The following is a 25,935-nucleotide window of genomic DNA, read 5'->3' on the forward strand; positions in this document are numbered from 1 at the left end:
GAAACGGACGTCCGCGGCGCGCGACGGCCGCGAACGCGCGCATCGCGTTACGCGAGCTTGCACCCCGTCTTGTCGACGGACAGGAACGATTGACCGGAGCTGACGATATCCGCGTAGTCGTCCGCGTTCTTCATCCGGCTCTTCGGCTTGCCCTTCAGCAGGTAGTAGTTCTTCAGCACCTGGTGGTCGCCCTTGCGGATTTCCTCCGGGCCCGTGAGACCGTCGTACTTCATGCCTTCCATCGCCGCGACGACCTTCTTCGGATCGGCGCTGCCGGCCTTCACCATCGCGTCGAGCAGGATCTTCGAGCAGATGTACGAACCCGCGAGGCTGTAGTTCGGGTTCGCCTTGAACGCGGCGTTCGCCCGCTTCACGAAGTCGCGATTCAGCGGCGAATCGATGCCGTGCCAGTACTGCGCGCCGAAATACACGCCGTCGCAGATGTCGGGGCCGAGCGCCTCGAACTGCTCGAGGCCCGACGCCCACGCAAGCAGGATCGTGCAGTTGCGCTTCATCCCGAAGCTGACGGCCTGGCGCAGCGTGTCCGACGATTGCGAGCCGAAGTTCAGGATCAGCAGCACGTCGGGTTGCGCGGCCGCCGCGTTCGTCAGGTAGCCGCTGAACTCCTTCTCGGCGAGCGAGTGGTAGCTGTTGCCGACATGCTCGATGCCTTTCTCCTTGAAGATCGCCTTCGCGGCGGACAGCAGGCCCTCGCCGAACACGTATTGCGGCGTGATCGTGTACCAGCGCTTCGCTTTCGGCAGCATCTGGAGCAACGGCCGCACCGTCTGCTCGATCGCGCCGAAGGTCGGCACCGACCAGCGGAACGTCGCATCGTTGCAGTCCTTGCCGGTCAGTTCGTCCGCGCCCGCCGTCGTGATGAACACGCCGCCTGCCTTCTGGACTTCCTTGCCCATCGCCAGCGATTCGGACGACAGGATGCCGCCCGCGAAAAAGCGGGCCCCCTTCTGCTGCGCGATCTCCTGCACGCGCCGCACGGCGGTCGCGGGCTTGCCCTCGGTGTCGAGTGCCGTATACGCGAGCGGCGCACCGAGCACCTTGCCGTATTGCCTGACGGCGAGCTGCATGCCGAGATCGGCGTACTTGCCATTGGCGGCGAACGGCCCCGACATCGGCACCGGGCAGGCAAGCTGGATGGTCGAACCCTGCGCGAATGCGGCACGGGACGACATGCTGCCGAGCGCACCCGGCACGGCCGACAGCGCGGCCAGTTTCAACAGTTCTCGGCGATTCAAGTTGACGCTCCTGATAAAGGGGGACACACGATGCGACCGACTGCCAAACCCAAACCGTATCCACGCCCTGCAGGATGCGCGTTGCCGGTTGATCCTATTTATCATGATAAATAGAATGAACCTGATGCTAGAGTTGATCAAAATTGGTGTCAATCAGGCAAAATTCCGTACCCCGCGCCCGAACGGATCGTCGACGACGATGTGGCGCGCAGTCAGACAAAGGAGTCTTGAAGATGGTCATGGACCGAGCCAGGGCGGGCCTCGCGGTCGAAATCAAGCAGCCGAAGCGGGCGGATCTCGTCGCCGAGGAGATCAAGCGGCTGATCACCGAGAAGGATCTGAAACCGGGCGACCGCCTGCCGCGCGAGGCGGAACTGCAGCAGCTGTACGCGGTGAGCAAGAGCACGATCCGCGAGGCGCTGAAGTCGCTCGAGGTGCAGGGGCTCATCAAGGTCACGACGGGGCCGTCGGGCGGCGGGATGGTCGTCGAGGTGCCGCTCGATCGCACGCTGCAACTTCTGCAGAACTACCTGTTCTTCAAGGACGTGACGATCGACGACATCTACACGGTGCGCAAGCTCCTCGAACCCGAGCTGGCGGCGGGCGCCGTGCCGCACCTGACCGAGCGCGACTTCGCGGCGCTGGAGGCGAACATCGCGTGCTGCGACGGCGCGTCGGGCGTGCACGACCGCGGCCACATGCTGCGCCAGCGGCAGGAGGACACGACGTTCCACGACATCCTCGCGGCCGCGAACCCGAACCCCTTCCTGCGCTTCAGCTGCGAGCTGATCAACGAGATGATCCGGCAGCTGATCGAGTTCAGGAACGATACGCCGCTCGCGGAGCACAAGCGCTTCGGCGAAGCGAACGTGTCGATCCACAAGGAGATCCTGCTGGCCGCGCGAGCGCGCGATGCCGAGCGCGTACGTGCGCTGATGGTCGAGCACATGACCGAGGCGCCCAAGCACGTGAAACGGATGAAAGGGAAGCTGCGCGGGCGCTTGATCCTCGACTCCGAAATCCGCAGGCGGGCCGCCGCGCCCGTTTCGGGCGCCGACGCGGCCGCGGCGGATGGCGAGGACAACTGACTGTCGGCACACGCGAAGCCGGCTCGCGGCAAAAGCAGACCGTCCGGCGACGGTCGGCCAGCGCCGCTCACGCGTACCCCGTCGTGCCTTTCGTCTCCAGATATTCGACGAGGCCGAACTCCGCATACTCGCGCCCGTTCCCCGAACGCTTGTAGCCGCCGAACGGCGCGGCCGGGTTCCACGCCGGATAGTTGATGTGCACGTTGCCCACGCGCAAGCGCGCCGCGATGCGGCGGGCACGCTCGAGATCCTTCGTCTGCACGTAAGCCGCGAGCCCGTAGACCGAATCGTTCGCGAGCGCCACGGCTTCATCCTCGGTCCGGTAGGTCAGGATCGACAGCACCGGCCCGAAGATCTCCTCGCGCGCGATCGTCATGTCCGGCGTGACGTTCGAGAACACCGTCGGCTTCACGTAGAAGCCGTCGCGGAGCCCGTCCGGACGGCCGGGCCCGCCCGCGACGAGCGTCGCGCCCTCGTCGATGCCGCTCCGGATCAGCTGCTGGATGCGGTCGAACTGCGTGCGGCTGACGACCGGCCCGATGCCCGTTTCCGGCGAACGCGGATCGCCGACGACGGTGCGCGCAGCCTCATCGCGCGCCGCCGCCTCGGCCGCGGCCAGCTGATCGACGTGCACGAACATCCGCGTCGGCGCGTTGCACGACTGTCCGCTGTTGCTGAAGCAGCTGCGCGCGCCGCGCGTGACGGCATCCTCGATGTCGGCATCGGGCAGGATCAGGTTCGGACTCTTGCTGCCGAGTTCCTGGTGCACGCGCTTCACGGTATCGGCCGCGGCCTTCGCGACTTCGACACCGGCGCGCGTCGAGCCCGTAAACGACACCATGTCGACGTCCGGATGCCGCGACAGCGCATCGCCGACCTCATGCCCGTAGCCGTGCACGAGGTTGAACACGCCCGGCGGCACGCCGGCTTCGTGCAGGATCTCCGCGAACAGGATCGCGCTGAACGGCGCGATCTCGCTCGGCTTGAGCACCATCGTGCAGCCCGCCGCGAGCGCCGGCGCGACCTTGCAGACGATCTGGTTGATCGGCCAGTTCCAAGGCGTGATCAGCGCGCACACACCGATCGGCTCGTGCGACACCAGCAGCGAATCGGTCTGCGTGCTGAACCGGAATGACTGCAGCGCGCGGATCGTCTGTTCGAGATGCGCGGTGCCGACCGCGGCCTGCATCGCGCGCGCGAACGCGATCGGCGCGCCCATCTCCTGGCTGATCGTGCGCGCGACTTCGTCGTAGCGGCGCCGGTAGATCTCGAGCACGCGCTGCAGCAGCGCGACGCGCGCGTCGACCGTCCAGCGCGAATACGCGTCGAATGCCCGCTTCGCCGCGCCGACCGCGCGGTCGACGTCAGCCGGCCCGCCGATCGCGAGCCGCGCATACGGCTTCGCGGTCGCCGGATCGATCACGTCGATCGCGCGCGCATCGGCCGGATCGCACCACTGTCCGGCGATATAGCTCTGTTGTGAGGTCCGCATCGAAGGCTCCTGTGGTGGCGAATGCGCGTGACGCGCTCAGCGCGTCGCACGCGCATAGGTATCGGCGAGAATGTCGCGGATCTTCGCGACGAACCACACGATCTCGTCGCGCGACATCACGAGCGGCGGCGAGAACTGCACGATCGGCGTGCCTTCGTGGTCGACGCCCGCGCGGCACAACAGCCCGGCTTCGAAGATCGCGGGCGCGAGCAGCGTCGACACGAACGTCTGCGCGCTGATGCCGGCCGCCCAGCGGCGCGCGGCCTTGTCGGTCACGAGTTCGAGCGAGTAGTGGTAGCCGTCGCCGCGCACGTCGCCGACACACGGCAGCTCGAGCAGGCCGTCGAGCGTCTCGCGGAACACCGCCTCGTTGGCGCGGACGTTCGCGAGCACGCCCTCGCGCTCCATGATCGCGAGGTTCGCGAGCGCGGCCGTGCACGCGACCGGATGGCCGCCGTAGGTCGCGCCGTGCAGGAACATCTGCTGCGGGCCGGCGAGCACGGTGTCGACCACCGTGTCGCTCGCGATCACGCCGCCGAGCGGCACGTAGCCCGACGCGATCCCCTTCGCGAACGTGATGAGGTCCGGCTTCAGCCCGTAACGCGTCGACCCGAAATATTCGCCGAGCCGGCCGAACCCGCAGATCACTTCGTCCGCCACGAGCAGCACGCCGTGCCGGTCGCACAGCGCGCGCAGCCCCTGCGCATAACCGGCCGGCGGCGTCAGGCTGCCGCCCGCGTTCTGCAGCGGCTCGACGACGAGCGCGGCGACGGTGTCCGGCCCTTCCTGGACGATCAGCGCTTCGATCTCGTCGAGCAGATGGCGCGTGAACTGCGCTTCGGTCTCGCCTTCCGGCCGCCCGTAGCGCTTCGTGTTGCTCACGTGCCGCACGCCCGCCATCAGCGGCTCGAAATGCTTGCGGAAGTTGGTCATCCCGTTCAGCGCGAGCGCGCCGAACGACGTGCCGTGATACGCGACGCGCCGCGCGATGAACTTGCGCCGCTGCGGCTCGCCGCGCGCCTGGTGATACTGGCGCACCAGCTTGATCGCCGATTCGTTCGACTCCGAGCCGCTCGACGTGAAGAACACGCGGTTCAGGCCGTCCGGCGCGAGCGCCGCGAGCTTGTGCGCGAGGCGGATCGCCGGTTCGTGGCCGTAGCCCCAGTTGGTCGCGAACGGCAGCCGCACCATCTGCTCGCGGATCGCGTCGCCGATCTCCGCGCCGTGGCTGTAACCGATCTGCACGCAGTACAGCCCGGCGAGCCCGTCGAAGTAGCGCTTGCCGTTGCGATCGACGAGCCAGCAGCCTTCGCCGCGGTCGAACACCGTCAGCGCGTGGTCGCGATACGCATCGGCATGCGTGAAGTGCATCAGCAGATGGCGCTTGCCGAGCGCCTGCAGCTCCGCATCGAGATTGACGTCAATACCGTTCATGGGTCATTCCTCCTTCAGGGATTCGAGACCGGCGGCCCGCAGCCGGAAGCCGCCGGCCGGTCGTTCAGTTCATCGACAGCGTGGGCGCCGGGCGCGTGAAGCCGCGCGTGAGCCACAGCAGCTGGCACAGTCCGATCACGAGCCAGCCGATGCCGACGTAGAAGGTCTGGCGCGACAGGCCCGACCATAGCCAGACGTTCATCGCGAAGCCGAGCGCCGGCACCGCGCCGAACCTGATCCAGCCCGCGAAGCGGCGATGTTCCGGGCGGCCGAGATAGCTGCGCATCACGCACAGGTTCACGACCGCGAACGCGACGAGCGCGCCGAAGCTGATCATCGTCGACGCGAGATCGAGCGAGATGAACAGCGCGGACAGCGACACGACACCGACCGCGAGCGTCGCGCGCACCGGCGTGCGCAACCGGGCGTGCAGGTGGCCGAACACGCGCTCGGGCAGCACCCGGTCGCGGCCCATCGCGAACAGCACGCGCGTGACGCTCGCCTGGCCGGCCATCGCGCTCGCGAAACAGCCGGCCACGTAGACCGCGACGAACAGCGCCGACAGCGTGCCGCCGCCGATGCGCCGCATCAGTTCGAGGCTGGCCGAATCGAGATCCTTGAACGCATGCCAGTCGGGGAACACCACCTGTCCCGCATACGCGATCAGCATGAACAGCAGGCCGCTCGCGAGCGTGCAGAGCAGGATCGCGCGCGGCACCGTGCGGCGCGGCTCGCGCGTTTCCTCCGACAGCGTCGACACCGCATCGAAACCGAGGAACGACAGGCACAGGATCGCGGACCCGGCGAAGATCGCCCGCGCGTCGCCCGACGACGGCAGCGCGAGCGTCGGCGCCAGCCCCTCGCCGGCCGCGACATGCGCGGCCGCCGCGACGAAGACCGCGATGAACACGAGCTGGCTCGCGATCAGGATCAGGTTCACGCGGTTGACGAGCCGGATGCCGACGATGTTCAGCCCGGTGACCAGCGCGATGCTCGCGACGATCCACACGCTGGCCGGCACGGCCGGGAACAGCTGTTTCATGTAGATGCCGATCGCGAGGTAGCTGATCATCGGAATGAACAGGTAGTCCATCAGCAGCGCCCAGCCGACCATGAAGCCGGCCGAGGTGCCGAAGTTGCGGCTCGCGAACGTATAGGCGGAACCGGCGCTCGGCATCAGCCGCGCCATGTGGCCGTAGCTGCGCGCGGTCAGCAGCATCGCGACCAGCGTGACCGCATACGCGATCGTCAGGTGTCCGTTGGTTTCGCGCGTGACGATCCCGTAGGTCGTGAACACCGTCATCGGCAGCATGTATGCGAGGCCGAAGATCACCAGCGTGAACAGCCCGAGCGAATGCGCGGCGCGTGGCTCCGCGTCGGCGTGCCCGTCCGTGCGTGCCCGCACGTCGTCTGTCGCGGCGCTGGGCGTGCGCTGCTCCGGCCTGGTGTCTTTCATGCTGTCCTCACGTGGCGTGGTCCATGACATCAACACTCGTCTCGTCGGCAATGCGGGCATTGCGCGATCCGGAAACGAGTGTCGTGCGCCAAAAAATCGACGACGAATGAGAAAAGCGGACGTAATCGGGGGATATTTCCGGACGCGTGGCAGCCGGCCGCCCCCCGCTGATGCGGGCCCTCTGGCGTTTCGCGGACATTCCGGCTATGTTCTACGCGAACCCGTTGCCGCCCCTCGCCATGGACAGCAAGTCCCATCGACCTCAAAGCCGCGCCGAACGCAGCCTGCGTTCGGCGCTCGGCCTCGCGCGTCCGGCCGGACGCCAGGAAGACATTCCCGCCACCGTGCACGCGATCGCGGTCGCGCTCGACGAATGCCGCGTCCGGCACATCGACGGCGCCGCGCTGCTCGCGGGCACCGGCCTCGGCGCGGCCGAAGTCGCGTCGCCGAACCTGCACGTGAATCGCGGCCAGGAGCAGCGTTGCTTCCGCAACCTGCTGCGCTGCAGCGGCGTACCGTCGATCGGCCTGTCGATCGGCGCGCGGCTCCATGTGTCGACGCTCGGCCTCGCCGGTTACGCGATGCTGATCAGCGGATCCGTGATGCAGGCGTTCCGGTGCATGAGCCAGTTTCCGCTGTTCATGGGGCTGTATTTCGACGTGCGCGTGCACGCGCACGCGGACGGGATGAGCGTGACGATCGGCCGCTACAACGGCGAACCCGACCTCGAGGTGTTCCAGACCGACATGTGCCTGTCGAGCCTGCGCCTGATCGTGTCCGATCTGGTCGGCAAGCCGGTATGGCCCGCGCAGCTGCATCTCGCCCGCCGCACGCCGCGCAACGGCGCGGACTACGCGCGCCACTTCGACTGCCCGGTCACGTTCAATGCGGGCGAGAACCGGCTCGTGTTCACGAGCGTGAACGGCACGGAAGCCCCGCGGCTCGCGAACGAAGTCAGCTTCAATGCGCTGCACGGGCAATGCGAAGCGCTCGAACGGCAGTGGGCCGCGTCGGTCGGCACGCGTTTCGCCGATCGCGCGAAGGAGCTGATGGCGCGCGACCTCGCGCGCTTCAAGTCGATGACGTCGCTCGCGAACGCGCTGCACCTGACCGAGCGCACCTTGCGACGCCGGCTCGACAAGGACGGCATCACGTTTCAGTCGCTGCTCGACGACGTGCGTCGTCAGGAGGCGGTGCGGCTGCTCGACGAGCCGGCGCTGAGCGTGGCCGCGATCGCGGAGCGGCTCGGCTACAGCGAGCCGCGCAGCTTCCGCCATGCGTACCGGCGCTGGACCGGCAAGACGCCGCGCGCGGGCGCGAACGACTGAAATCGCGCGGCGCGCGAGCGTCAGCCACTCCGCGCCGTACCGGCACTTCCCGGCCTCGTCATGGGCAACGCGCGCCCGCGCAAAGGCAAGGCGAAAAACGCCTGCCCTTGAACTTCACTTAAAGGTTACGGTTTGCCTCGGCAAGCGTATCGAGGCCATGGGTATGTGTCCTGCCATCCGACAAAATGGCGGCGCGTCGATTCCTGTCGACCCGGACGCGTGCGCCACGCGCTCAAAGCACCTCGAAACGCAACCCGGCATGACGCACGAGGCGCTCGACGAAGCGCTCGTCGAACATCGTCGCGGGCGTCCAGAAGCCCCCGCCGCGCCCGGTCTTCTCGCCGTCGCGGCTGCAATCCAGCGCGAGGCTGAGCGCGGCCTGGCCCAGCATCTTCCCGGTCGAGCCGTAGCCCGGATCGCGATCGCCGGTGACTTTCACGCGCAGCGTCCGCCCGTCGTCGGCGCGGCCGAAGAAGCGCAGGTCGAAACGGCCGGCCAGTTGCGCGGCAACGCTCGGCCCCTCGCCGGGCTTCGGCAGCAGGAAGCGCTCCATCAGGCTGCGCACCGGCTTGACGAGAACGCCCGCCATGAACGCGCCGAGGCCGGCCACCATCGCGAGCGCGGCGAGGCGGCCCTTGAAACCCGTGCCCGTGATGACCGCTTCGTCATACGCGAACCGGCTGCCGTACGCGTCGTCCGCGAGCGCGTTCGAGCGATGCACGACGCGCTCGTTGATGGCCGCCATCACGAACGGCGCAATCCACGTGCCGCCGTCGCGATCGAATTCCGCCGACCGGACCGCGTGCTGCCGCACCGTAAAGCGATGATCCTTCGGACACAGCGCATACGGATCGAGCAGTTCGCGGCGCAACGCGGGATCGGCCGCGGCTTCGCGCACGACGTTGATCACGCTCGCGACCGTTCCGCCCGACGCGCCGCCCTTCAGCGTCTTCACGCGCATCTTCACCTGCGTGGCCGGCCGGCCCCACTGCCGCCGCGCGTGCTGCTGCAGGAACAGGACGCCGATGTCCGACGGCACCGAATCGAAACCGCAGCAATGCACGATGCGCGCGCCCGATTGCCTGGCCGCCGGTTCGTACCGTTCGATCATCCGCTTGATCCACTGCGTCTCGCCGGTGAGGTCGCAGTAGTCCGTGCCGGTCTGCGCGCAGATCCGCACCAGCGGCTCGCCATACAGTGCGTACGGGCCGACGGTCGACACGACGACGCGCGTGCGCTCGCACAACGCACGCAAGCGCGCTACGTCGGCCGCATCGGCCACGATGACCGGCAGCGCCTGCCATGCGGCGCCCAGCGTGCCCCTGACCTGCCGGAGCTTCGCCTCGGAGCGGCCGGCGATCGCCCAGCGCAGCGTTTCTCCGCTGCCCGACAGGTATTCGGACAGGTAGCGCGTCAGGATCTGCCCGACGAAGCTGGTGGCACCGAATACGACGAGATCCAGATCACGGGTCGGCTGGGTCATCGATGCTTCCTCCGAAACGGGTTGGTTACGAGCAGCCGGATTCATCGAACGGGTTCATCGAACGCTCCCCAATGGCGTCGGCAGATTCAGCACCAGCTGGGCATCCTTGACCACGTCGAACCGCACGATGGTGGATACACCGAGCCCGTCGAGCAGCTGACTCAGCGGCCCACCGTGCCGCACCAGCTCGATGCCGCGCGGCAACACGCGCTGTGCGAACGATAGCGTATTGGTCTGCACCGAACTCTGGTGCCACACGCCGTCGACGAGATTGACCATGGTATTCGTGCCCATCCGCGACTGCGACGGCACGTCGATCAGCGCGGGCGACGGTGCGTTCAGCGTCAGGTCCGGCCGGCCGTCCATCCCGGCGATCCGCGCGCTCACGCGTGCGCCGATGTTCATGTCGATATCGGCGAGCCATTTGGGCAGCTGATAGCCGTGCACGCCGCGCACCCGCGCGATTTCCGTGGTGACGGGCAGCGCCAGCACATGCGCGAAGAAGCTCCGGCGCCGCATCGCGTCGAGCAGCTCGAGCGCATGCGAGCCGCGCGCACCCGGCCGGCGAATCACGACCGCGACGGACACCTCGTCATACGGATCGTTGTCACAGACCGAATACGAAAAGAACGTCAGCGCGACCAGCCCGTAACCGGGAAATGCGCGCAGCGGTTCGAGCGGCACCGGCAGCGTGGTACGCAGGCGCTCGAGCGGCGCGAGAAACAGCAGCTGGATGCTGCTGGAGCGATAGTAGAAATTTGGCGCCCAGGTCGGACCGACGCGCGACGCAACCTGACGCTTCGGGATCCGACGGAAAAAATCGATGTTCCCGGCGGCGGGATCGCACGCGACCGCGTCGAGATCCGGATTCATCCGGAACCGGTCGTAGTACCCGCCTTCGGGCACATCGACCTTGTGGGGCCCGAATTCGACCTGTGTAAAGCGCCTGTCCATCTGCGTTGCCTCTCGTCGAAGATTGATCGTCGCAGGCAACGTGCGGGCCTGCCGATTCACTACCGTCAGCAGGCACTCTAAGATTCAACTCGACTTCAAGGTCAAGGCCTCGACTAGAGGAAGCGGTCGGAACGCGCGGCAGCGATGTGATCGGCCGCGACATAGCCGAACGTCATCGCGGGCCCGATCGTCGAGCCGGGGCCCGGGTAGGTCTTGCCCATCACGGCCGCCGACGTGTTGCCGAGCGCATAGAGGCCGTCGATCACCGAACCGTCGGAACGCAGCACGCGCGCATGCGCATCGGTACGCAAGCCGCCCTTCGTGCCGATCTCGCCCGGGTCGACCCGCAGCGCATAGAACGGCGCACGCTCGATCGGCCCGAGGCATGGATTCGGCTTCGACGACGCATCGCCGTAGTAGCGATCGAACAGGTTGCCGCCCTTGCCGAATTCGGCATCGATGCCGGTGAGCGCGTAACCGTTCATCCGCTCGACCGTCTGCGCGAGCCCCCGCGCATCCACGCCGATCTTCGCGGCCAGCTCGGCCAGCGTGCCCGCGCGATAGATGACCGAGTCGAGCCAGCCGGGCGGGATCCTGCTGTCCGGCTGCACGCTGCCCGGCAGCAGCACGCCGCACGGATAACGCTTGCGATATTCGGCATCGAAGATCAGCCACGCGGGCACGTTGGCCTGCGTGTTCGCATGGTCCGCATACATCGCGTGGATCACTTCCGGATACGGCGCCGATTCGTTGACGAAGCGCCGCCCGAGCCGGTTGACCATCACGCAGCGCGGCGCCGAGCGCTCGACGAACAGCCCGCGCTGCTTCTCCTCGCCCGGCACGCGCACCGTCGGCACGCCCCAGACGAAGTCCATCAGCGCGACGTCGGCCCCGAGCGCGAGCCCCGCGCGGATGCCGTCGCCGGTGTTGATCGGCGGCGCCGCGCTCCACTCGGCGCGCGTCGGCTTCGGCAGAAATTGGTCGCGCATTGCCTGGTTCGCCTCGAATCCGCCGCACGCGAGCACGACGCCATGCGTCGCACGGATGCCGAAAGGCCGGCCGTCGCGCTCGACGACCACACCGTTCACGCGTGCGCCGTCGGTGTGCAGCGAGCGCATCGGCGTTGCGAGCCACAGCGCGATGCCGCGCTGCTCGAGCGCTGCGCGCAAGCTCGCGACGAGCGCATTGCCGAGCGTCAGGCGCCGGTCGCGCGGCGTGCGGCGCCGCCATTTGAAATCGGTGGCATAGCGCAGCATCAGGCGCGCGGCGAGCCGCAGCCAGCCGCGCTCCTTCGTGAGGATCGTGTGCGCCTCGATCTGCGTCATCGCGATGCGCCCGCCGATCAGCGTCGCCGGCGAAGGCGCGCGCAACGTGTCGAAATGCGCGCCGAGACGCGCGGCATCGAACGCCGCCGGCTCCATCGTCCGGTAGCCGGGCTTGCCGCCCTTGCGGTCCGGGTAGTAGTCGGGATAACGCGGCACCGCATTGAACCGCGTGTGCGCGTGCTTCGCGAGATACGCGACCATCTTCGGGCCGTTGTCGAGATACGCATCGATGCGCTGCGCGTCGAAATCCTCGCCGACCACGTCGCGCAAATACATGATTGCTTCGTTATACGAATCGCTTCCGCCGAGCGCGGCGATCTGGTCGTTGCACGGAATCCAGATGCCGCCGCCGGACACCGCCGTGGTGCCGCCATAGACGGTGCTCTTCTCGACCACCAGTACCGACAGCCCCTGGTCGTGCGCGCGCAGCGCCGCCGTCATCGCGCCCGCGCCGGAACCGACCACCACCACGTCGTACGTGGCGTCGCCGAACGATTCGTGTCGATCGTCGTGCATGATCGCCTCCGCTCAGATCGTGGCAAGGCAGCTTGCCGCATCGGCTGGCACGTCGGCGAGCTGGCGCCAGGCGCTGTGCTCGCCGCGGTATTCGTGCACCTCGACGCTCGCGTGCCGCGCGGGCAGCTCGCCCAGGTCCGTGTAGAACTGCTGGTACCACCGGCGCAGCCGATAGATCGGGCCGTCGCCTTCGCACAGCAGCGGATTGTCGACGCGCGTCTTGTGGTCCCAGATCGCGACGTCCTCGCGAAATGCCGACTGCGCGGCCAGCACGTAGCCGTCGACCATCGCGCGATTCTGTTCGTCCGTCAGCGCCGGATTCTTCTCGACCATCACGCCGAAGCGCAGTTCGAAGCTGTTCGTATCGATCGGCACGTGGCTGTTGAGCAGGATCGACCTGAGCGGCTGCCCCTGCGCTTCGCCCGTCATCAGCGTGACGTGGTATGCCGGGCCGAAGTAGGCCGAGTCGGCCGTCAACCCGCCGCTGCCGGCCAGCCGCGTGCTGCCGCCGCGCAGCTTCTGGTAGGCCACCGGGCCCGCGAACGTGTTGCAGAAGTAGTCGATCGGCGCGCCATGCACGGGGCCGAAGTGCGCCATGTCGGACTGGTTGTCGATCAGCTCGCGGCAGTTCGTGTCGATCACCCACTTGACGATCGCCCAGTCGCTCCACGCATCGGAGAAGCACGCGTCGATGCGCGGAATCTCGACCGCCGGATCGGGCCCATTGCCCTCCGGATCGTTCCACACGAACAGCAGGCGGTTCTGCTCCATCACCGGCCACGACTTGATGCGCGCCTTCGGCGGGATGCGCTGCGAATACGGAATCGCAGTGCAGGTGCCGTCGCCGGCCCACGACCAGCCGTGAAACGGACACACGAGCGCGTTGCCGTCGACGTGGCCGCGCCCGAGGTCGGCGCCCATGTGCGGGCAGTAGCCGTCGAGGATTCGCAACTGCCCGTCCTCTCCCTGGAACACCGCCACGCGCGTGCCGAAGATCGACAGGCCGTGCGCACGGCCGTCGCGGTAGTCGTCGGCGAGCCCGAGGCAATGCCAGCCGCGCGCGTAGCGCGCGTCGATGGGTGCGGCATGAATCCGGTGAACGGGATGCCGGCTGGCCGGCGCGGATGATTCGGTCATGGATCGTCTCCTTCCAGTCGAAAGGCGCAGCCCTGCACCTGCGTGGCGGACTTTGCCGGGAATATGCCGGGCGGGTCGATGCACCCGGCGCTATGTCACACACCATTTATTTTGTGACGCATAATGGCACAAATTCCATTTTTGTGACAACGTATGCGAAAATTCCGAACCGACGCATTCGGTCGGCTCATCGGCACACGCCGCGCAACGCACGGCAGCGAGGAAAGGTATGGATCGGCAACTGCGCTGGGGCGACGCCAGCAGGATGGACAGCGTCAACGACGGGCGAAGCGCGATCCTGCGCGCCACGCTCGACGCGATGATCGAGCACGGGATCGACCGTTTGTCGATCGACGACGTCGCACGCCGCGCGAACATTTCGCGGCGCACGCTGTACCGCTACTTCGGCACGAAGAAAGAGCTGATCCAGGGCGTGATCGGCATCCAGAACGCCGAGTTCTTCGACGAGATGCAGCGCGCGCTCACCGCCTTCGAGCACGACTTCGAGGCCTACTGCGAAGAGAGCGTGTGCTTCGCGGTGCGCTATCGCGATCGTCATCACGGCGGCTTTCACCACAACTATCTGGCCACGAGCCTGTCCACCGACGTGTTCGGCTACATCGTCGAGAACATCGCGCCGATGTGGCAGCGCGTGCTTGAAAAGCCGTACCGTGAATACGTCGCCGTGCACGGCGCGCGGGTGCCCGCGCTCGACGACATCATCGCGCTGATCAGCCGTATCGGGCTCGCGTACTGCCTGGTTCCGGCTGACGAGCAGGCGATGCGCGCGCAGATGCGCATCCTGTGGACGTTCCAGCGCGAGCCGGCCGGCAAGCCGGTCGCGGCCCGGATGAAGGCCGCGCGCTGAGCGGCGGCGCCCGCGCGATGTCGCGCAGCCCGGCCGATACCATCCGATACCGGCCTCGAACATTTCAACTCACACCGGACTACCCCATGACGACCTGCGGAGTTTCCGTCTCCGGCCGAACGCTCGATCGCGCCGACCTGCTGCTTCTCGTCGAAGGCTCGCCTGCGCCGCTTCGTCTCGAAGACTGCGATCTCGAAGGTGCGGACCTGTCGCGGCTCGATTTGCGCGGCGTGCGATTCGAGCGCTGCGCGCTCGCGGAAGCGTCGTTCGTCGGCGCGACGCTCGCGCAGACCGCGTGGATTCGCTGCCGCGCGCGCCAGACGAGCTTCGCGTCGGCCGACCTAGAGGACGCGCAGTTTCAGTCCTGCGATCTCAACAACACGAGCTGGCGCCGCAGCAAGCTCGGCTCGGCGCGCTTCGACGAATGCAGGCTGACCGGCGCCGACTTCGAGGAATGCAAGTCGCTCGGCATCGAATTCGCGAACACGTTGCTGGTCGGCGCGAGCCTGCGCCGCTTCTCGTTCCGGAAAACGCGGCTCGTGGCGCTCGACTTCTCGGATGCCGATCTCGCCGGCACGGACTTTCGCGACGCCGTGTTCGAAGGCGGCAGCCTGCGCAACGCGCATCTGAACGACGCCCGGTTCGACGGGGCCGACCTGCGCGACGTGGAGCTCGGCGGCACGCCGAAGCTGCTCGCGTCGGGCGTGCTGCGCGGCGCGACCATCTCGTATGACCAGGCCGCGATGCTGATCGAGAATCTGGGGATCCGGGTCGCCTGACGACCGCACGCGTTGCTTCGCCCCGCGGCCGACATGCGCGACGCCGGCCGCGAACCGCGCATGTCGCGTGAGCTGCCGGCAATCTGTCGAATATTCTCATCACTTCGACCGCATCCCGAACGGCACACGTCACGCACGCCTCGGCGCTCACGCTCGACGACCCGATCCGTCGACGCGCGAATCACTAGGGAAAATCCGGAGACATCCTTACAGCGATTTACCTGATGATTCACAGGAACGCGATGTTTCGGCGATTTCGCTTTGCATCATGCTTTCGTTTTGCTTGACGGTCCCGCTGCCGCCGCGCGGCAAATGCGGCGATCGACACGTGAAACGGCCAGCGTCCGCGAGTCGCCAGGTGTTCAATACTTTCAACAACCCGGTCGAGAGCAATCGTGAGAATCCGTGGCCCGCTGGTGCGGTGGAGACGAGGCGATGCGCGCAACGTGCGTGCATCGATCTCGTCCACCGGCGACAGTGACCGCCGGCAAAGTCCTCGCCTGCATCTGTCGATCTACACCATCCTGTCCCGCCGTTCCGTCCGCCGTCACAACGCCGTCGCCGCGCGCGCATACGTCGCGATCCATACCGACGACGTGGCGTCGCTGCTGCCTTAGTGCGCCCCCTCCGTTCCGTTCGACCTGCGCATCGTGTCGCGTGACTCGCGACAGGATCGGCTCGCGTTGCGTGTCGGCACGATTCGCTGCGTAGACCGAACGGACTCCTGATCATCATGCGCCGCCGGCGTTCGTTTCGAGCGCCGGCCGGTTGCACACGTCCATCCCTTGAACCGTGGCGCGGCGAGCAGCCAACCGCCGAGTCTCCCGATACGAACGACAAGCCATGCAACTCCGCACCCTTCGCCGCACCATCGCAACCGCCGCCATGATGTCCGTCGCGGGCATCGCCGCCGTCGTCACCACGCACGCCCAGGCCGCCGGCGAGCTGAACATCTACAACTGGTCCGACTACATCGCGCCGGACACGATCCCGAATTTCCAGAAGCAGACCGGCCTGCACGTGCGCTACGACAACTACGACAGCGACGACACGCTGCAGGCGAAACTGCTGTCGGGCAACTCCGGCTACGACATCGTCGTGCCGACGTCGAACTACATGGCCAAGCAGATCCAGGCAAACGTCTACCAGCCGCTGGACAAGACGAAGCTGCCGAACCTGTCGAACCTCGATCCGCTGCTGATGAAGATGGTCGCCGACGCCGATCCGGGCAACCAGTACGGCGTGCCGTGGGCGTATGGCACCGACGGCATCGGCTACAACGTGCAGGCGGTGAAGAAGGCGCTCGGCGACAAGGCGCCGGTCGACAGCTGGGCGCTGGTGTTCGACCCGGCCAACATGGCGAAGCTGAAGAGCTGCGGCGTATCGTTCCTCGACCAGGCCGTCGACGTGTTCGCCGCGACGCTGCAGTACATGGGCAAGGATCCGAACAGCACGAATCCGGCCGATTACCGCGCCGCGTACGAGGTGCTCAAGAAGGTGCGCCCGTACATCACGCAGTTCAACTCGTCGGGTTACATCAACGATCTCGCGAACAACGACCTGTGCGTGTCGTTCGGCTATTCCGGCGACGTCGGCATCGCGCATCGCCGTGCGGCGGAAGCGAAGCGTCCGTACGAGGTCCGCTTCGCGAATCCGCGGGAAGGCGGACTGCTGTGGTTCGACATGATGGTGATCCCGAAGGATGCGCCGAACCGCGATGCCGCGCTGAAGTGGATCAACTACCTGCAGGACCCGAAGGTCAACGCGGGGATCACCAACGCGGTGTTCTATCCGACCGCGAACAAGGCCGCGCGCCAGTTCGTGAAGCCCGCGATCGCGCGCGATCCGTCGGTCTATCCGGCCGACGAGGTGCTGAGCAAGATGACGCTGCTCAAGCCGATGCCGCCCGAGATTCGCCGGCTCCAGAACCGGTTGTGGGCGCAACTGAAGACGGGGCGCTGACCGGTGCGGGGGCAGCCAGTCGGGCCGCCCCGACAGATCGTCGGCCGCTCGCCGGCACGCGCCGACGCGCTCCCGCGACGATCGTCCGCTGTTCGGGATACGCCCGCGGATGCACGACCGCCAATCCGAACGGGCCGTGCCCGACCGGCTGCACGACCAGCCGCCGTCGGCAGCCCCCCCGGCGACTGACGCCCGGCCGCGGCCGCACTATCGCTGCGCCGGCTCCGCATGCGGCAACGCCGCCGCGAACGCTGCGTCGATGAAGCGGATCACGTCGTCGAGCGACGACGTGCACGTCGCGCCCGCGGCGAGCTCACGAAACGCGCCGTCGGGCCCGAGGCAGATGAGCGGCTTGCGCCAGCGCTGCGCCAGCGCGATCTCCTCGGCGGTCCCGTGTCCGCCGGGCAGCGCGACGATCAGGTCGCTGCTCAGCACGTTCACGTAGTTCCGGTTGATGGTGTGCGGATCGGCGCCCGGTTCGCGGCGCGGCAGCGGCGTGAGGATCGGGATCTCGACGAACGGATGCGGGTAGCCGTCGAGCGGCACGAAGCCCGCGTGCGGATCGGCCTGCGTCGGCAGGATGCCGATCGACCGGCCGGCCCGCCCCGGCACGCCGGCGAACGCGCGCGCGACCGCCAGCATCACGCCCTGGCCGCCACCCGTCAGCAGGTTGAAGCCGGCCTGCGCGAGCCATGCGCCGAGCGGCTCGGAAAACGCGAGCCACGGTTCCTTGCCCGAGCCCATCACGCCGATCGTTCGGTGGTTGCGTTGCATCATGTATTCCGGTGATGTGATGAATCGTTGAATTGAACCGCGGCGCGGCACCTGGCTGCGAAACCCGGCCACGCATCGCGCATCGTCATTCGAGTTCGACGCCCTTGAGCTCGGGGATCAGGAACAGCGTCGCGACCATGTCGAGCACGTAGAGGCCGGCGAGCAGCGCGATCGCCGTCTGGAACGAGTAGCGCGCGGCCAGCGCGCCGACCGCCACCGGCCCGAAGCCGCCGACCGCACGGCCGATATTCCACAGCACGTTCTGCGCAGTCGCGCGCGCGGCGGTCGGATAACCTTCGGACATCAGCGTGCCGTAGCCGCCGACCATCCCGTTGACGAACATTCCCATCAGCGCGCCGGCCCACAGCATCGCCGTCGGGTCCGACAGGCGCGCGTAGGCGATGACCGTCACGACCGAGCCGAGCTGGTACAGCAGGAACGTCGGCTTGCGGCCGATGCGATCGGCGAGCTGCCCGAAGGTCCAGACGCCGATCATCATCCCGACGACGGTCACCGCGGTCCACAGCCCCGACTTCGTCAGCGAGAAGCCCATCTGTTTCGACAGGAAGGTCGGCAGCCAGATCATGATCCCGTAGTAGCCGAAGTTCTGGACCGAGCACAGGATCACGATGCCGAGACTCGTGCGCGCGGTGCGCGCGTCGGCGACGAGCATCCGGAACGCGTTGGCGCGCGGCCGCGTCGCGCGCTGCACGAAGACTTCCGGCTCGTGCAGCCGGTTGCGCAGCACCCACGCGAGCAGCGCGGGCAACACGCCGACCACGAACATCCCGCGCCAGCCGATATGGAGCAGCAGCAGCGGCGTCAGCAGCGCGGCCAGCAGCACGCCTGCCTGCCAGCCGAGCGCGACGTAGCACGACACGCGCGCCCGCTTGCTCGCCGGCCACGCTTCGGCCGCGAGCGCCATGCCGATGCCGAATTCGCCGCCGAGGCCGATGCCCGCGATGGTGCGATACACGAGCAGGTCCCGGAAGCCCTGCGCGAACGCGCACAGGCCGGTGAAGACCGCGAACAGCATGATCGTCCAGGTCAGCACGCGCACACGGCCGTAGCGGTCGCTCAGGGCACCGAACAAAATGCCGCCCGCGACGGCGCCGATCAGCGTCCACGTGACGAGCGCGCCGCCCTGCCCGGGCGTCAGCTGCAAAGCCGCGGTGATCGCCGGCAGCATGAAGCCGAGGATCAGCAGGTCGAAGCCGTCCATCGCGTAGCCGATCGCCGAGCCGGCCAGCGCCTTCCACGCGTACGCCCCGACCTGCCCGCCGCGCGGCGCCGCCGGATCGTCGAGCGCCGAAGATTTCATGTTTGCTGCCATGGTGTCCCGCCGGAAATGTCCGGGCGACATTCTAAAGCCTGTTCCCGCGCATGACGGGCCCGTGCACGGCGCACGCAGAAAGCGCCGCGCTGCCCGCTTCCGGGAACGGAAGCGGGCAGCGGCGGTAATAAATTTGAAAGATGTTGAAGCCGGTGATCCCGCAGTCAGGCCGGGACACCGAAAGAACGGGATGAAGCGGGAGTTGTGAGGCCGGCGCGGGTCGAACGGCACCGGCGCGGTGCCGGCGCGGTGCTGACTCAGCCCTGATCGTCCCCGGGCCACCAGGTTTTGGCCTCGCGGTCGACGAGCAGCGTATCGAGATCCCGGCCTTCGAGCCATTTGGGTCGCGGGCCGCGGCCCGACCACGAGCGGCCGGTCGTCGGATCGTAATACTTGGCAGGCGCCTTGCGTTTTCGCTGGACGATGTAGCCGAGGGCGCTCAGCACTTCCTGCTGCGAGATGCCCAACAGCTGGACCTGCTCCCTGAATGCCGCCAGTGCGGCTTGCTTCTCCTTCTGCTTGGCTTCCGACAGCTTGATGTTCAGGTCCCGAAGTTGTGCTTCGAGTTCCTGCAGAGCCTGGGTCATGTATTCATCCTCTTTGGGCATGTTTTTATTCAAAAAACCTCCGATGGCAGAACCTATCACGAAGTTCCGCCAATCTGTGTTGCGATGTGTGAATCGTTTGCCGGCATCTGTAAGGGTTTCGAAGTGTGCCGAACGCAACACCATCGTCGAAAACCGCATGACATCGGCACGCAACACCTGGCGCGCCGCGTTCGAACGCGCGGCGAGCCTTCGGCGGCGACCTCCTCGCCGCCTGGCGCCGCACCCTGGCACAGGCGCGGCATGGCGCGAATGATAGCAGTGCGCATCCGTCATGTTCGAGGACTTTTGCGGTCCGGCGCACACTCGCCGGCCTTGGCCCGCGAGCCTCGACGCCGGCGCGGCGTTTCACGTGCCGAAGCGGCACCCGTCCCGCGCGATCCGCGCATGCAGCTTCCGACCGCGCGCGGCGTTCAGCGCGCTTGCATGGCCGACGCGTCCGGCCAGATGTCCGCGGAAATCCGGATGCGCGGCGCGGGTTCCGCGACGCCGGCCCGCGGCGGATGCAGTTGGTCAGGCGACGCTTGTCGTCAGCGTCACGAGAAAACCACGACGGAAGTCGTCGAGCCAGCGATCGTCGATGGCCGTCATGCCGCTTGACCGGTTGACGTGCGTCAAGGCCGGGCGCACGGCCAAACCTAGACTGGACCCATGCCCTCTCACCGGATGTCGGCAGTCACTCATCACAGGAATCCACCATGCGCATCACCGTTCATCTCGACACGTTCGCGCATGCCGGCCCGTCGGCGTATGCGATCGTCTGGCTTGATTTCGACGAGCAAAAGTGGTCATGTGAAGGCCACTACGCGATGGCAATGCCCTCATGGGGGACGCTTGCCCGGACCGGCGACGGCATCCGGCTTGCCGTGCCCGACGCCAGCCGTCCGCTCATCGTCCTTGACGGCTTCGCGTCCGGCAATGCCGAAGCGCCAAGTGTCGGCGCATCCGGCATGGCACGCTGGTACCCGCATGCCCATCACGCGCCGGATGCCGGTCGCTGGCGCGTGCAATGTCTCGATACCGAGCAGGCCGAACCCGAGCACCGGCTGTTTGCAGACGACGCACGCTGAGCGCGTCGCACACACGGAGCCGGCATCCTGGCTCGGTAGAGAGCCTCGGCCGACACCCACGCGCGAACCGCTAATCTTCCGTTTCCGGAATCGCATTGACGATCATCGAGAACAGCTTGCCGAGATCGGCTTCGAGCTTGACCCCGTCGAATGGATCGCGATTGGCTCCGAAGGCGAGATCAAGTTCCGCCCAGTCCTCGTTTGACAGCAAACGTCTCGCGGCCGGCAAAATCAGCGTCTCCTCGGTAAACCGGTGATCCGAATAGAACTCGGCATATTCATCCACCAGCGCCACCAGTGCCGCTAATGCGGGCGCGCCCTTCAACTCGTACCGGGTCAGCGCGTGTTCGAGATTGGTCAACATCCCGTCACCTCGCGCGTGCTGAGTCTCCAGTTCGTCGATCACGCCGTCGAATTCGGAGGCCACATCCCGCAATGGTGCAAACAGGTAGCGCTCCTCTTTCGGATGATGTATCTGCTCGGGGTACTCTCGAATGTAATAGAGCATCGCCCGGAACACCATGAGACCCGGAACGGGCTTGCCAGCCGCAAGCAGATGGACATAGCGCCGCATGCCCTCGACGACGGCAGACAGCCGCTCGTGCTCACGGAGGATGACGGTGATCGCGGCCCGCGGCCCCAACGACGACATACCAGACCTCACGGAAACAGGCGCAATGCACTGGCGATCGCTCGATCGGCTCGCTTGCTCGGCGAGCCCGTCAGCCAGTGCCCACAATTTCCATCTTGGTCGGCTGCGGCTCGACATCAAAGTGTGCCGACGCGACGGCCTTGAGGGAGATCAAAGAGTGTGCCGGCCCGGCAACGCGCGAAGTCGGCATGCGTCGGCCGATTCGAACAGGTGCCCTGCCGACTGAATCGCTCGTGCTTGTCATCGATCCGGCACCTGGTTTTCGAGGTCCGGATGCGCTCCGCCGTCAGCGCGATCGTGTGAAAGACGGGCGACAGCGATGGACCGGCAAAGCACCCGCGGCGAGCGGCGAAATACACTCGTATTTGACTTCAATCAAGATATCCGTCTCCGGCGCTCTCACACTGTATTCAGTATCGCTACGCAAGCATGAGGCCGCGAGGGAAGACATCGATACCAACGCAAGCGACCGATACCGGCTGTTTGGCTGTACCGCGGTTCGACTGGAAGCAAAGAAAGATGAACAAGATGTTTTTCTTGCCAATGTCACTGCTACCGATCGTCATCGCGATCGGCGGCGTCCCGTCGCACGCACGCGCCGAGGACGGGGAGCAACTGGCTCGGCAGGTCTGTGCCACTTGCCACGGTGCACGGGGACACAGCGAATCACCCATGTTCCCGCGCTTAAGCGCCCAGACACCGGAATATCTCACTGTGCAGCTCAAGGGCTTCCGCGAGCACACGCGGGGCGAGACGCATGCGCGCGAGTATATGTGGGGTATTGCGTCGCGGCTCGACGATGCGACGATTGCATCGCTTGCAGCCTATTACTCGCATCAGGAACCGGTGCATGGCAAGGCAGGCAACGCCGCGCTGATGGCCAGGGGGAAGGATATTTTCGAGCATGGCGTACCGGACCGGGGGACCCCGGCATGCGCGTCGTGCCATGGCCCGCAGGGCCAGGGTGCCGGCGCGTTCCCGCGGCTTGCCGGACAACACGTGAACTATCTGCTTCGGCAGATCGAGTTCTTCAAGAACGAGACACGTGCCAATTCCCCCGTCATGACAGCCGTTGCTCATACGCTGGATGCCGACGACGCCAATGCGGTCGCCACATGGCTCGAATCGCAGTAGGGTCGTAAGCGCGAAATCCTCTGCACGTCGCCGGCACTGCTGAATCGACCCACGATTGCGTCCGCAACCCACAGTTGCGGACGCAACCACGATGACAGGTGACACGATCAACCCCGATTCAGCTGCGCTCGTCCCGAGCCACGGCGCATGGAACGTGTCGACATCGATATGGATGACGTAACGTTTCGCTTCGTCCGGCAACGCGGCCGGAAAGCAGTCGGTCGGGAACGGGCACGCACGAGGTCGCGCGCGCGATCGCATCCGATACGAAGACACGCCACGATCGGCTCTCGCTTGCTCGCGTGATTTTTCGAATGCGCCAGGGTATCGGCGAACCGGACGGGCCGCCTTGCGGCCCGGACGCTTCCCCCAAACGGGAATGTTGCGCGGTGTAACGCCCAGCCGCGCCCCGGCGCCGACCGCTGCCACACGTTGCGGCATTGCGGCGCGCCGCGCTTACGGCAGCGGCGGTGCGTCGCGCAACACGGCTTGCAGCCCCGTCGCGAACGGTGTCACATGATCGATCCCGAGTGCGCGCACGCGCGATGCATCCAGATGGCAGTCGTACGGACGCGGCGTCGCATCGGCCGGCGTGTCGATCCGCGCGAGCGCGGCGTCGATGCCGAGCGCGGCCGCGATCCGTTGCGCGATGTCGTACTTCGTCATCGGTTCCTCACCCGACCAATGACGGATGCCCGTGACCGGCGAACCCGCGAGCTGGCGCAGCGTCAGGTCGCGGATCACGTCCGCCACGTCCGGCGTGTAGGTCGGATAGCGGATCGCCCACGCGTCCATGCCGACCGCATCCGCGCCCGCTCGCGCGGACGCGACGATCGCCGGCACGAGGCTCGTGACGGCCGACTCGCGCCAGTCGACGATCGGGCCGTAGAGCAACGGCAGGCGCAGCACGCAGGCAAGCGGCGACGCGGCGAGCAACGCGGCCTCGCCTTCCAGCTTGGTGCGGCCGTAGATGTTCAGCGGGTTCGGCACGGCATCTTCGCGGTACGGCGCGGCCTTGCCGTCGAACACGTAGTCGGTGGAGATGCCGAGCGTCCACGCGCCGTAGCGCGCGGCGAGCGCGCCGATGCGGGCCGGCGCGTCGACGTTGATCGCGCGCGCGGCCGCGGGGTCGCGTTCGCAGACGTCCGGGCGGCGCTCGGCCGCGCAGATGATCACGGCGGCCGGGCGGCGCGTGTCGAACAGACGTTCGAGTGCCGGCTGATCGAGCACGTCGAGTCGGACGATGTTTTCCGGCGGCAATGCGAGGCGCCGTGCGCCCGCGGCGTCCGGGTTCCGGATGGTTGCGACGAGCGTCAGCGACGCTGCGCGGGACAACGATGCGGCGACCGCACGGCCGAGCAGGCCGGACGCGCCGATGAGAAGGATGGTCGGGTGCGACACGGTAGCCAACGATGAAAGGGGACGAGGGGCCCCAATCTATACGAGAACCGGCAACCGATGTCGATTTCGCGCGCACCTCGACAACGGGCGGATGATGAAACACGGGCCCGGTGCGCTTCCACGCACCGGGCCCGTCGTGCAGCGCGAATTCTCGCGCCCGCTTACTTCCGGTCGAACGAATACCGCCCCGGCCCGCTCACCGCGAGCAACAGCAGCCCGCCGATGATGCTGATGTTCTTGTAGAAGTTGATCATCGCGAGGTACTGGTCCATGCCCTGCAGCGCCCAGTAGCGATGCCCGATCAACGCGGTCGCGAGCGTATAGACCGCGAATACCAGCGCGAGCGGACGCGTATAGAAGCCGACCGCGATCAGCGCGCCGCCGACCAGCTCGACCGCCACCGCGATCACCGCCGACAGCTCCGGCGACGGCGCACCCGTCGACGCCATGTACGCGACCGTGCTCGAGAAGCCGCTCAGCTTCTGCCAGCCGAACAGCACGAACAGGATCATCAGCAGCACGCGAGCCGCCAGCAGCAGCTCGTCCTTCTTCGACTCCAGCGAAACGTAACGCATAGCAATCACCTTGATTTGACGGTTTTGACGCATTCGGTGCCGACGTCCGCCGCAATGGCGAACTCACGGATCGACAACGAACCCGCCTCGCACGATCGAACCGCGGGCCGGCCGGCCCGCTGCCGAAGAATCCGTCCGGTCGCGCCGTCGTGGCGCGCTGCCGAACGGTTCTGGCGAAGCACGGGTGCAGTCTACTGTCTCACCGGAAATCATCAATCCGTCACAACAAGATTGGCTGTCTCAATTTAGTGGACAATTGTCACGTAACAAACGCGTCATAGGCGGCCGGCGGGGCATCGCACACGAAAGGGCTATCGCGGCTTTCCCTTCCATGCAAGGGCAGCCGGCGATCGGCGGTGGGCCGGCCAGCGCAGCGTCGAGGCCCCCTCGGCCCGCGAATACGCCGGACGGCACCCGCCGGACATGCCGATGGCACCGGCCACGGCATGACCTCAGGTAACGATGGCCTGGCGGATCGAGACGCCCTGGGCCGCATTCGATACGGCCTCCCATTGCTCCCACTCGGCCAGTCGCGCCGCATAGGCCGCGCGCACGACGGGCATGCCCTCGGTGCCCAGGAACAAACGCAACGGCGGCTTGTCCGTATCGACGACCTGCAGCACGGCCTGCGCCGTGGCCTGCGGCTCGCCGAATTCCATGGCCGCACCCCGCGCGAACGCTTGCTGACGCAGCGCTGCGTAGGCCTCCAGCCCCTCGGCGATCTTCAGGGACGCGGGACTCGCGAAGTCGGTCGCGTAGGCACCGGGCTCGATCAGCGTCACTTTGATGCCGAAGTTGGCGACTTCCTGCGCCAGGCTGTCGTGCAGGGCTTCCAGCGCCCACTTGGAGGCGTTGTAGAAGCCGGAAATGGGACCGGCCACGATGCCCGCCACGCTGGAGACGCCCAGGATATGCCCGCTGCGCTGGCTGCGCAGGACAGGCAGCGCAGCCTGGATGACGCGCAGCGCACCGAAGAAATTCGTCTCGAATTCGGCTTTCACGTCGTCGACCGTGGCTTCTTCGATGGCGGCGACCAACGCGTAGCCGGCGTTGTTCAGCACCACGTCGAGTCGCCCGAAATGCTGGTGCGCCTGCGTGACTGCGTCCGCAACCTGCTGCGCATCGGTCACGTCCAGGGCCAGGGGAAGTACGCGGTCGCCATAGCGCTCCGCAAGCACGTCCAGTGAGCCGGCGTTGCGGGCCGTTGCAGCCACCCTGTCGCCGCGCGCGAGTGCGGCTTCTGCCCAGATGCGCCCGAATCCGCGTGCGGCGCCCGTGATGAACCAGACTTTCGATGTCATATCGCATACCTC

General features: G+C 66.9%; 23 protein-coding genes and 1 pseudogene. 8 read left to right on the forward strand and 16 right to left on the reverse strand.

Features of this window, described 5'->3' with window-relative positions:
* Positions 1-47: 47 nt before the first annotated feature.
* Positions 48-1,256 carry an ABC transporter substrate-binding protein gene (locus DID99_RS15990; protein ID WP_124488055.1) on the reverse strand — a complete coding sequence of 403 codons (1,209 nt, stop codon included), beginning with the start codon at positions 1,254-1,256 and terminating at the stop codon, positions 48-50.
* 233 nt (positions 1,257-1,489) lie between these two features.
* Here DID99_RS15990 and DID99_RS15995 point away from each other — a divergent pair, with 233 nt between their 5' ends.
* The gene (locus DID99_RS15995; RefSeq protein ID WP_124571231.1) at positions 1,490-2,344 is read left to right on the forward strand and encodes a FadR/GntR family transcriptional regulator; all 855 of its coding nucleotides are present in this window, start codon (positions 1,490-1,492) and stop codon (positions 2,342-2,344) included.
* A gap of 67 nt (positions 2,345-2,411) precedes the next feature.
* Here the strand turns inward: DID99_RS15995 and DID99_RS16000 are convergent, their stop codons facing one another.
* From DID99_RS16000 to DID99_RS16010, 3 genes are all read right to left on the reverse strand, one after another.
* Complete coding sequence (locus DID99_RS16000) at positions 2,412-3,836, reverse strand: aldehyde dehydrogenase family protein (RefSeq protein WP_124667139.1); 1,425 nt, start codon at positions 3,834-3,836, stop codon at positions 2,412-2,414.
* 36 nt (positions 3,837-3,872) lie between these two features.
* A complete protein-coding gene (locus DID99_RS16005; protein ID WP_124667140.1) occupies positions 3,873-5,270 on the reverse strand; it encodes an aspartate aminotransferase family protein in 1,398 nt (465 codons plus the stop codon).
* 64 nt (positions 5,271-5,334) lie between these two features.
* Positions 5,335-6,726, reverse strand: a complete 1,392-nt coding sequence (locus tag DID99_RS16010) for an APC family permease (protein WP_124667141.1) — start codon at positions 6,724-6,726, stop codon at positions 5,335-5,337.
* A gap of 239 nt (positions 6,727-6,965) precedes the next feature.
* Between DID99_RS16010 and DID99_RS16015 the strand changes: the two genes are divergently transcribed.
* Entirely contained in the window at positions 6,966-8,054 is a 1,089-nt protein-coding gene (locus DID99_RS16015; protein ID WP_124667142.1) for an AraC family transcriptional regulator, read from the forward strand.
* A gap of 232 nt (positions 8,055-8,286) precedes the next feature.
* Here DID99_RS16015 and DID99_RS16020 read toward each other — a convergent pair whose 3' ends face one another.
* The 4 genes from DID99_RS16020 to DID99_RS16035 all read right to left on the reverse strand — a co-directional run bounded on the left by DID99_RS16020 (position 8,287) and on the right by DID99_RS16035 (position 13,469).
* Positions 8,287-9,537 (reverse strand): trans-acting enoyl reductase family protein, encoded by a 1,251-nt coding sequence (locus tag DID99_RS16020; RefSeq protein WP_124667143.1) that lies wholly within the window; start codon positions 9,535-9,537, stop codon positions 8,287-8,289.
* Between the two features lie 54 nt (positions 9,538-9,591).
* Positions 9,592-10,491, reverse strand: coding sequence for an acetoacetate decarboxylase family protein (locus tag DID99_RS16025; protein WP_124667144.1), 900 nt, complete (start codon positions 10,489-10,491; stop codon positions 9,592-9,594).
* Positions 10,492-10,604: 113 nt separating this feature from the next.
* Complete coding sequence (locus tag DID99_RS16030) at positions 10,605-12,332, reverse strand: FAD-dependent oxidoreductase (RefSeq protein ID WP_124667145.1); 1,728 nt, start codon at positions 12,330-12,332, stop codon at positions 10,605-10,607.
* Between the two features lie 12 nt (positions 12,333-12,344).
* The gene (locus DID99_RS16035) at positions 12,345-13,469 is read right to left on the reverse strand and encodes a Rieske 2Fe-2S domain-containing protein (protein WP_124667146.1); all 1,125 of its coding nucleotides are present in this window, start codon (positions 13,467-13,469) and stop codon (positions 12,345-12,347) included.
* Positions 13,470-13,698: 229 nt separating this feature from the next.
* On the opposite strand from DID99_RS16035, the gene DID99_RS16040 reads away from it, so the two are divergent.
* The 4 genes from DID99_RS16040 to DID99_RS16055 all read left to right on the forward strand — a co-directional run bounded on the left by DID99_RS16040 (position 13,699) and on the right by DID99_RS16055 (position 17,078).
* Positions 13,699-14,337 (forward strand): TetR/AcrR family transcriptional regulator, encoded by a 639-nt coding sequence (locus DID99_RS16040; RefSeq protein ID WP_124488064.1) that lies wholly within the window; start codon positions 13,699-13,701, stop codon positions 14,335-14,337.
* Positions 14,338-14,423: 86 nt separating this feature from the next.
* On the forward strand, positions 14,424-15,116 hold the full coding sequence (locus DID99_RS16045) for a pentapeptide repeat-containing protein (protein ID WP_124667147.1): 693 nt from the start codon (positions 14,424-14,426) through the stop codon (positions 15,114-15,116).
* A gap of 446 nt (positions 15,117-15,562) precedes the next feature.
* A complete protein-coding gene (locus tag DID99_RS16050; protein ID WP_221622533.1) occupies positions 15,563-15,733 on the forward strand; it encodes a hypothetical protein in 171 nt (56 codons plus the stop codon).
* A 268-nt stretch (positions 15,734-16,001) separates the two neighbouring features.
* Positions 16,002-17,078 (forward strand): polyamine ABC transporter substrate-binding protein, encoded by a 1,077-nt coding sequence (locus DID99_RS16055; RefSeq protein ID WP_409362700.1) that lies wholly within the window; start codon positions 16,002-16,004, stop codon positions 17,076-17,078.
* A 207-nt stretch (positions 17,079-17,285) separates the two neighbouring features.
* Here DID99_RS16055 and DID99_RS16060 read toward each other — a convergent pair whose 3' ends face one another.
* The 4 genes and pseudogenes from DID99_RS16060 to DID99_RS37870 form a co-directional block, all read right to left on the reverse strand.
* Positions 17,286-17,852 (reverse strand): DNA-binding protein, encoded by a 567-nt coding sequence (locus tag DID99_RS16060; protein WP_044847683.1) that lies wholly within the window; start codon positions 17,850-17,852, stop codon positions 17,286-17,288.
* Positions 17,853-17,937: 85 nt separating this feature from the next.
* Positions 17,938-19,185 (reverse strand): MFS transporter, encoded by a 1,248-nt coding sequence (locus DID99_RS16065; protein ID WP_124667149.1) that lies wholly within the window; start codon positions 19,183-19,185, stop codon positions 17,938-17,940.
* Positions 19,186-19,442: 257 nt separating this feature from the next.
* On the reverse strand, positions 19,443-19,772 hold the full coding sequence (locus DID99_RS16070; protein WP_044847685.1) for an H-NS family nucleoid-associated regulatory protein: 330 nt from the start codon (positions 19,770-19,772) through the stop codon (positions 19,443-19,445).
* A gap of 366 nt (positions 19,773-20,138) precedes the next feature.
* A pseudogene (locus DID99_RS37870) lies at positions 20,139-20,334 on the reverse strand (RNA-directed DNA polymerase); the annotation flags it as partial.
* A 154-nt stretch (positions 20,335-20,488) separates the two neighbouring features.
* Between DID99_RS37870 and DID99_RS16080 the strand changes: the two are divergent.
* Positions 20,489-20,860 (forward strand): DUF3564 family protein, encoded by a 372-nt coding sequence (locus DID99_RS16080; protein ID WP_124488069.1) that lies wholly within the window; start codon positions 20,489-20,491, stop codon positions 20,858-20,860.
* A 70-nt stretch (positions 20,861-20,930) separates the two neighbouring features.
* On the opposite strand, the gene DID99_RS16085 is transcribed toward DID99_RS16080, so the two are convergent.
* Positions 20,931-21,512 (reverse strand): hemerythrin domain-containing protein, encoded by a 582-nt coding sequence (locus DID99_RS16085; protein WP_124521235.1) that lies wholly within the window; start codon positions 21,510-21,512, stop codon positions 20,931-20,933.
* A gap of 519 nt (positions 21,513-22,031) precedes the next feature.
* Between DID99_RS16085 and DID99_RS16090 the strand changes: the two genes are divergently transcribed.
* Positions 22,032-22,646: a cytochrome c gene (locus DID99_RS16090; protein WP_124571241.1), complete on the forward strand. Its 615-nt coding sequence runs from the start codon at positions 22,032-22,034 to the stop codon at positions 22,644-22,646.
* Between the two features lie 456 nt (positions 22,647-23,102).
* Here the strand turns inward: DID99_RS16090 and DID99_RS16095 are convergent, their stop codons facing one another.
* The 3 genes from DID99_RS16095 to DID99_RS16105 form a co-directional block, all read right to left on the reverse strand.
* Positions 23,103-24,047 carry an SDR family oxidoreductase gene (locus DID99_RS16095; RefSeq protein WP_124571242.1) on the reverse strand — a complete coding sequence of 315 codons (945 nt, stop codon included), beginning with the start codon at positions 24,045-24,047 and terminating at the stop codon, positions 23,103-23,105.
* Positions 24,048-24,208: 161 nt separating this feature from the next.
* Positions 24,209-24,622, reverse strand: a complete 414-nt coding sequence (locus tag DID99_RS16100) for a DoxX family protein (protein ID WP_124667150.1) — start codon at positions 24,620-24,622, stop codon at positions 24,209-24,211.
* Positions 24,623-25,074: 452 nt separating this feature from the next.
* Positions 25,075-25,923, reverse strand: a complete 849-nt coding sequence (locus DID99_RS16105) for an SDR family NAD(P)-dependent oxidoreductase (protein WP_124571243.1) — start codon at positions 25,921-25,923, stop codon at positions 25,075-25,077.
* Positions 25,924-25,935 lie beyond the last annotated feature (12 nt).

The sequence above is a fragment of the Burkholderia sp. Bp8986 genome, from assembly GCF_003854225.1.
Lineage (GTDB): Bacteria > Pseudomonadota > Gammaproteobacteria > Burkholderiales > Burkholderiaceae > Burkholderia.

What these genes read in the sequence shown, in the direction of transcription:
- DID99_RS16000 (WP_124667139.1), bottom strand. Translation starts at nt 3,836, where the DNA reads ATGCGGACCTCACAACAGAGCTATATCGCCGGACAGTGGTGCGATCCG.
- DID99_RS16020 (WP_124667143.1), bottom strand. Translation starts at nt 9,537, where the DNA reads ATGACCCAGCCGACCCGTGATCTGGATCTCGTCGTATTCGGTGCCACC.
- DID99_RS16030 (WP_124667145.1), bottom strand. Translation starts at nt 12,332, where the DNA reads ATGCACGACGATCGACACGAATCGTTCGGCGACGCCACGTACGACGTG.
- DID99_RS16040 (WP_124488064.1), top strand. Translation starts at nt 13,699, where the DNA reads ATGGATCGGCAACTGCGCTGGGGCGACGCCAGCAGGATGGACAGCGTC.
- DID99_RS15995 (WP_124571231.1), top strand. Translation starts at nt 1,490, where the DNA reads ATGGTCATGGACCGAGCCAGGGCGGGCCTCGCGGTCGAAATCAAGCAG.
- DID99_RS16035 (WP_124667146.1), bottom strand. Translation starts at nt 13,469, where the DNA reads ATGACCGAATCATCCGCGCCGGCCAGCCGGCATCCCGTTCACCGGATT.
- DID99_RS16015 (WP_124667142.1), top strand. Translation starts at nt 6,966, where the DNA reads ATGGACAGCAAGTCCCATCGACCTCAAAGCCGCGCCGAACGCAGCCTG.
- DID99_RS16055 (WP_409362700.1), top strand. Translation starts at nt 16,002, where the DNA reads ATGATGTCCGTCGCGGGCATCGCCGCCGTCGTCACCACGCACGCCCAG.
- DID99_RS16005 (WP_124667140.1), bottom strand. Translation starts at nt 5,270, where the DNA reads ATGAACGGTATTGACGTCAATCTCGATGCGGAGCTGCAGGCGCTCGGC.
- DID99_RS16065 (WP_124667149.1), bottom strand. Translation starts at nt 19,185, where the DNA reads ATGGCAGCAAACATGAAATCTTCGGCGCTCGACGATCCGGCGGCGCCG.
- DID99_RS16105 (WP_124571243.1), bottom strand. Translation starts at nt 25,923, where the DNA reads ATGACATCGAAAGTCTGGTTCATCACGGGCGCCGCACGCGGATTCGGG.
- DID99_RS16045 (WP_124667147.1), top strand. Translation starts at nt 14,424, where the DNA reads ATGACGACCTGCGGAGTTTCCGTCTCCGGCCGAACGCTCGATCGCGCC.
- DID99_RS16085 (WP_124521235.1), bottom strand. Translation starts at nt 21,512, where the DNA reads ATGTCGTCGTTGGGGCCGCGGGCCGCGATCACCGTCATCCTCCGTGAG.
- DID99_RS16090 (WP_124571241.1), top strand. Translation starts at nt 22,032, where the DNA reads ATGAACAAGATGTTTTTCTTGCCAATGTCACTGCTACCGATCGTCATC.
- DID99_RS16010 (WP_124667141.1), bottom strand. Translation starts at nt 6,726, where the DNA reads ATGAAAGACACCAGGCCGGAGCAGCGCACGCCCAGCGCCGCGACAGAC.
- DID99_RS16060 (WP_044847683.1), bottom strand. Translation starts at nt 17,852, where the DNA reads ATGCAACGCAACCACCGAACGATCGGCGTGATGGGCTCGGGCAAGGAA.
- DID99_RS16070 (WP_044847685.1), bottom strand. Translation starts at nt 19,772, where the DNA reads ATGACCCAGGCTCTGCAGGAACTCGAAGCACAACTTCGGGACCTGAAC.
- DID99_RS16080 (WP_124488069.1), top strand. Translation starts at nt 20,489, where the DNA reads ATGCGCATCACCGTTCATCTCGACACGTTCGCGCATGCCGGCCCGTCG.
- DID99_RS16025 (WP_124667144.1), bottom strand. Translation starts at nt 10,491, where the DNA reads ATGGACAGGCGCTTTACACAGGTCGAATTCGGGCCCCACAAGGTCGAT.
- DID99_RS16100 (WP_124667150.1), bottom strand. Translation starts at nt 24,622, where the DNA reads ATGCGTTACGTTTCGCTGGAGTCGAAGAAGGACGAGCTGCTGCTGGCG.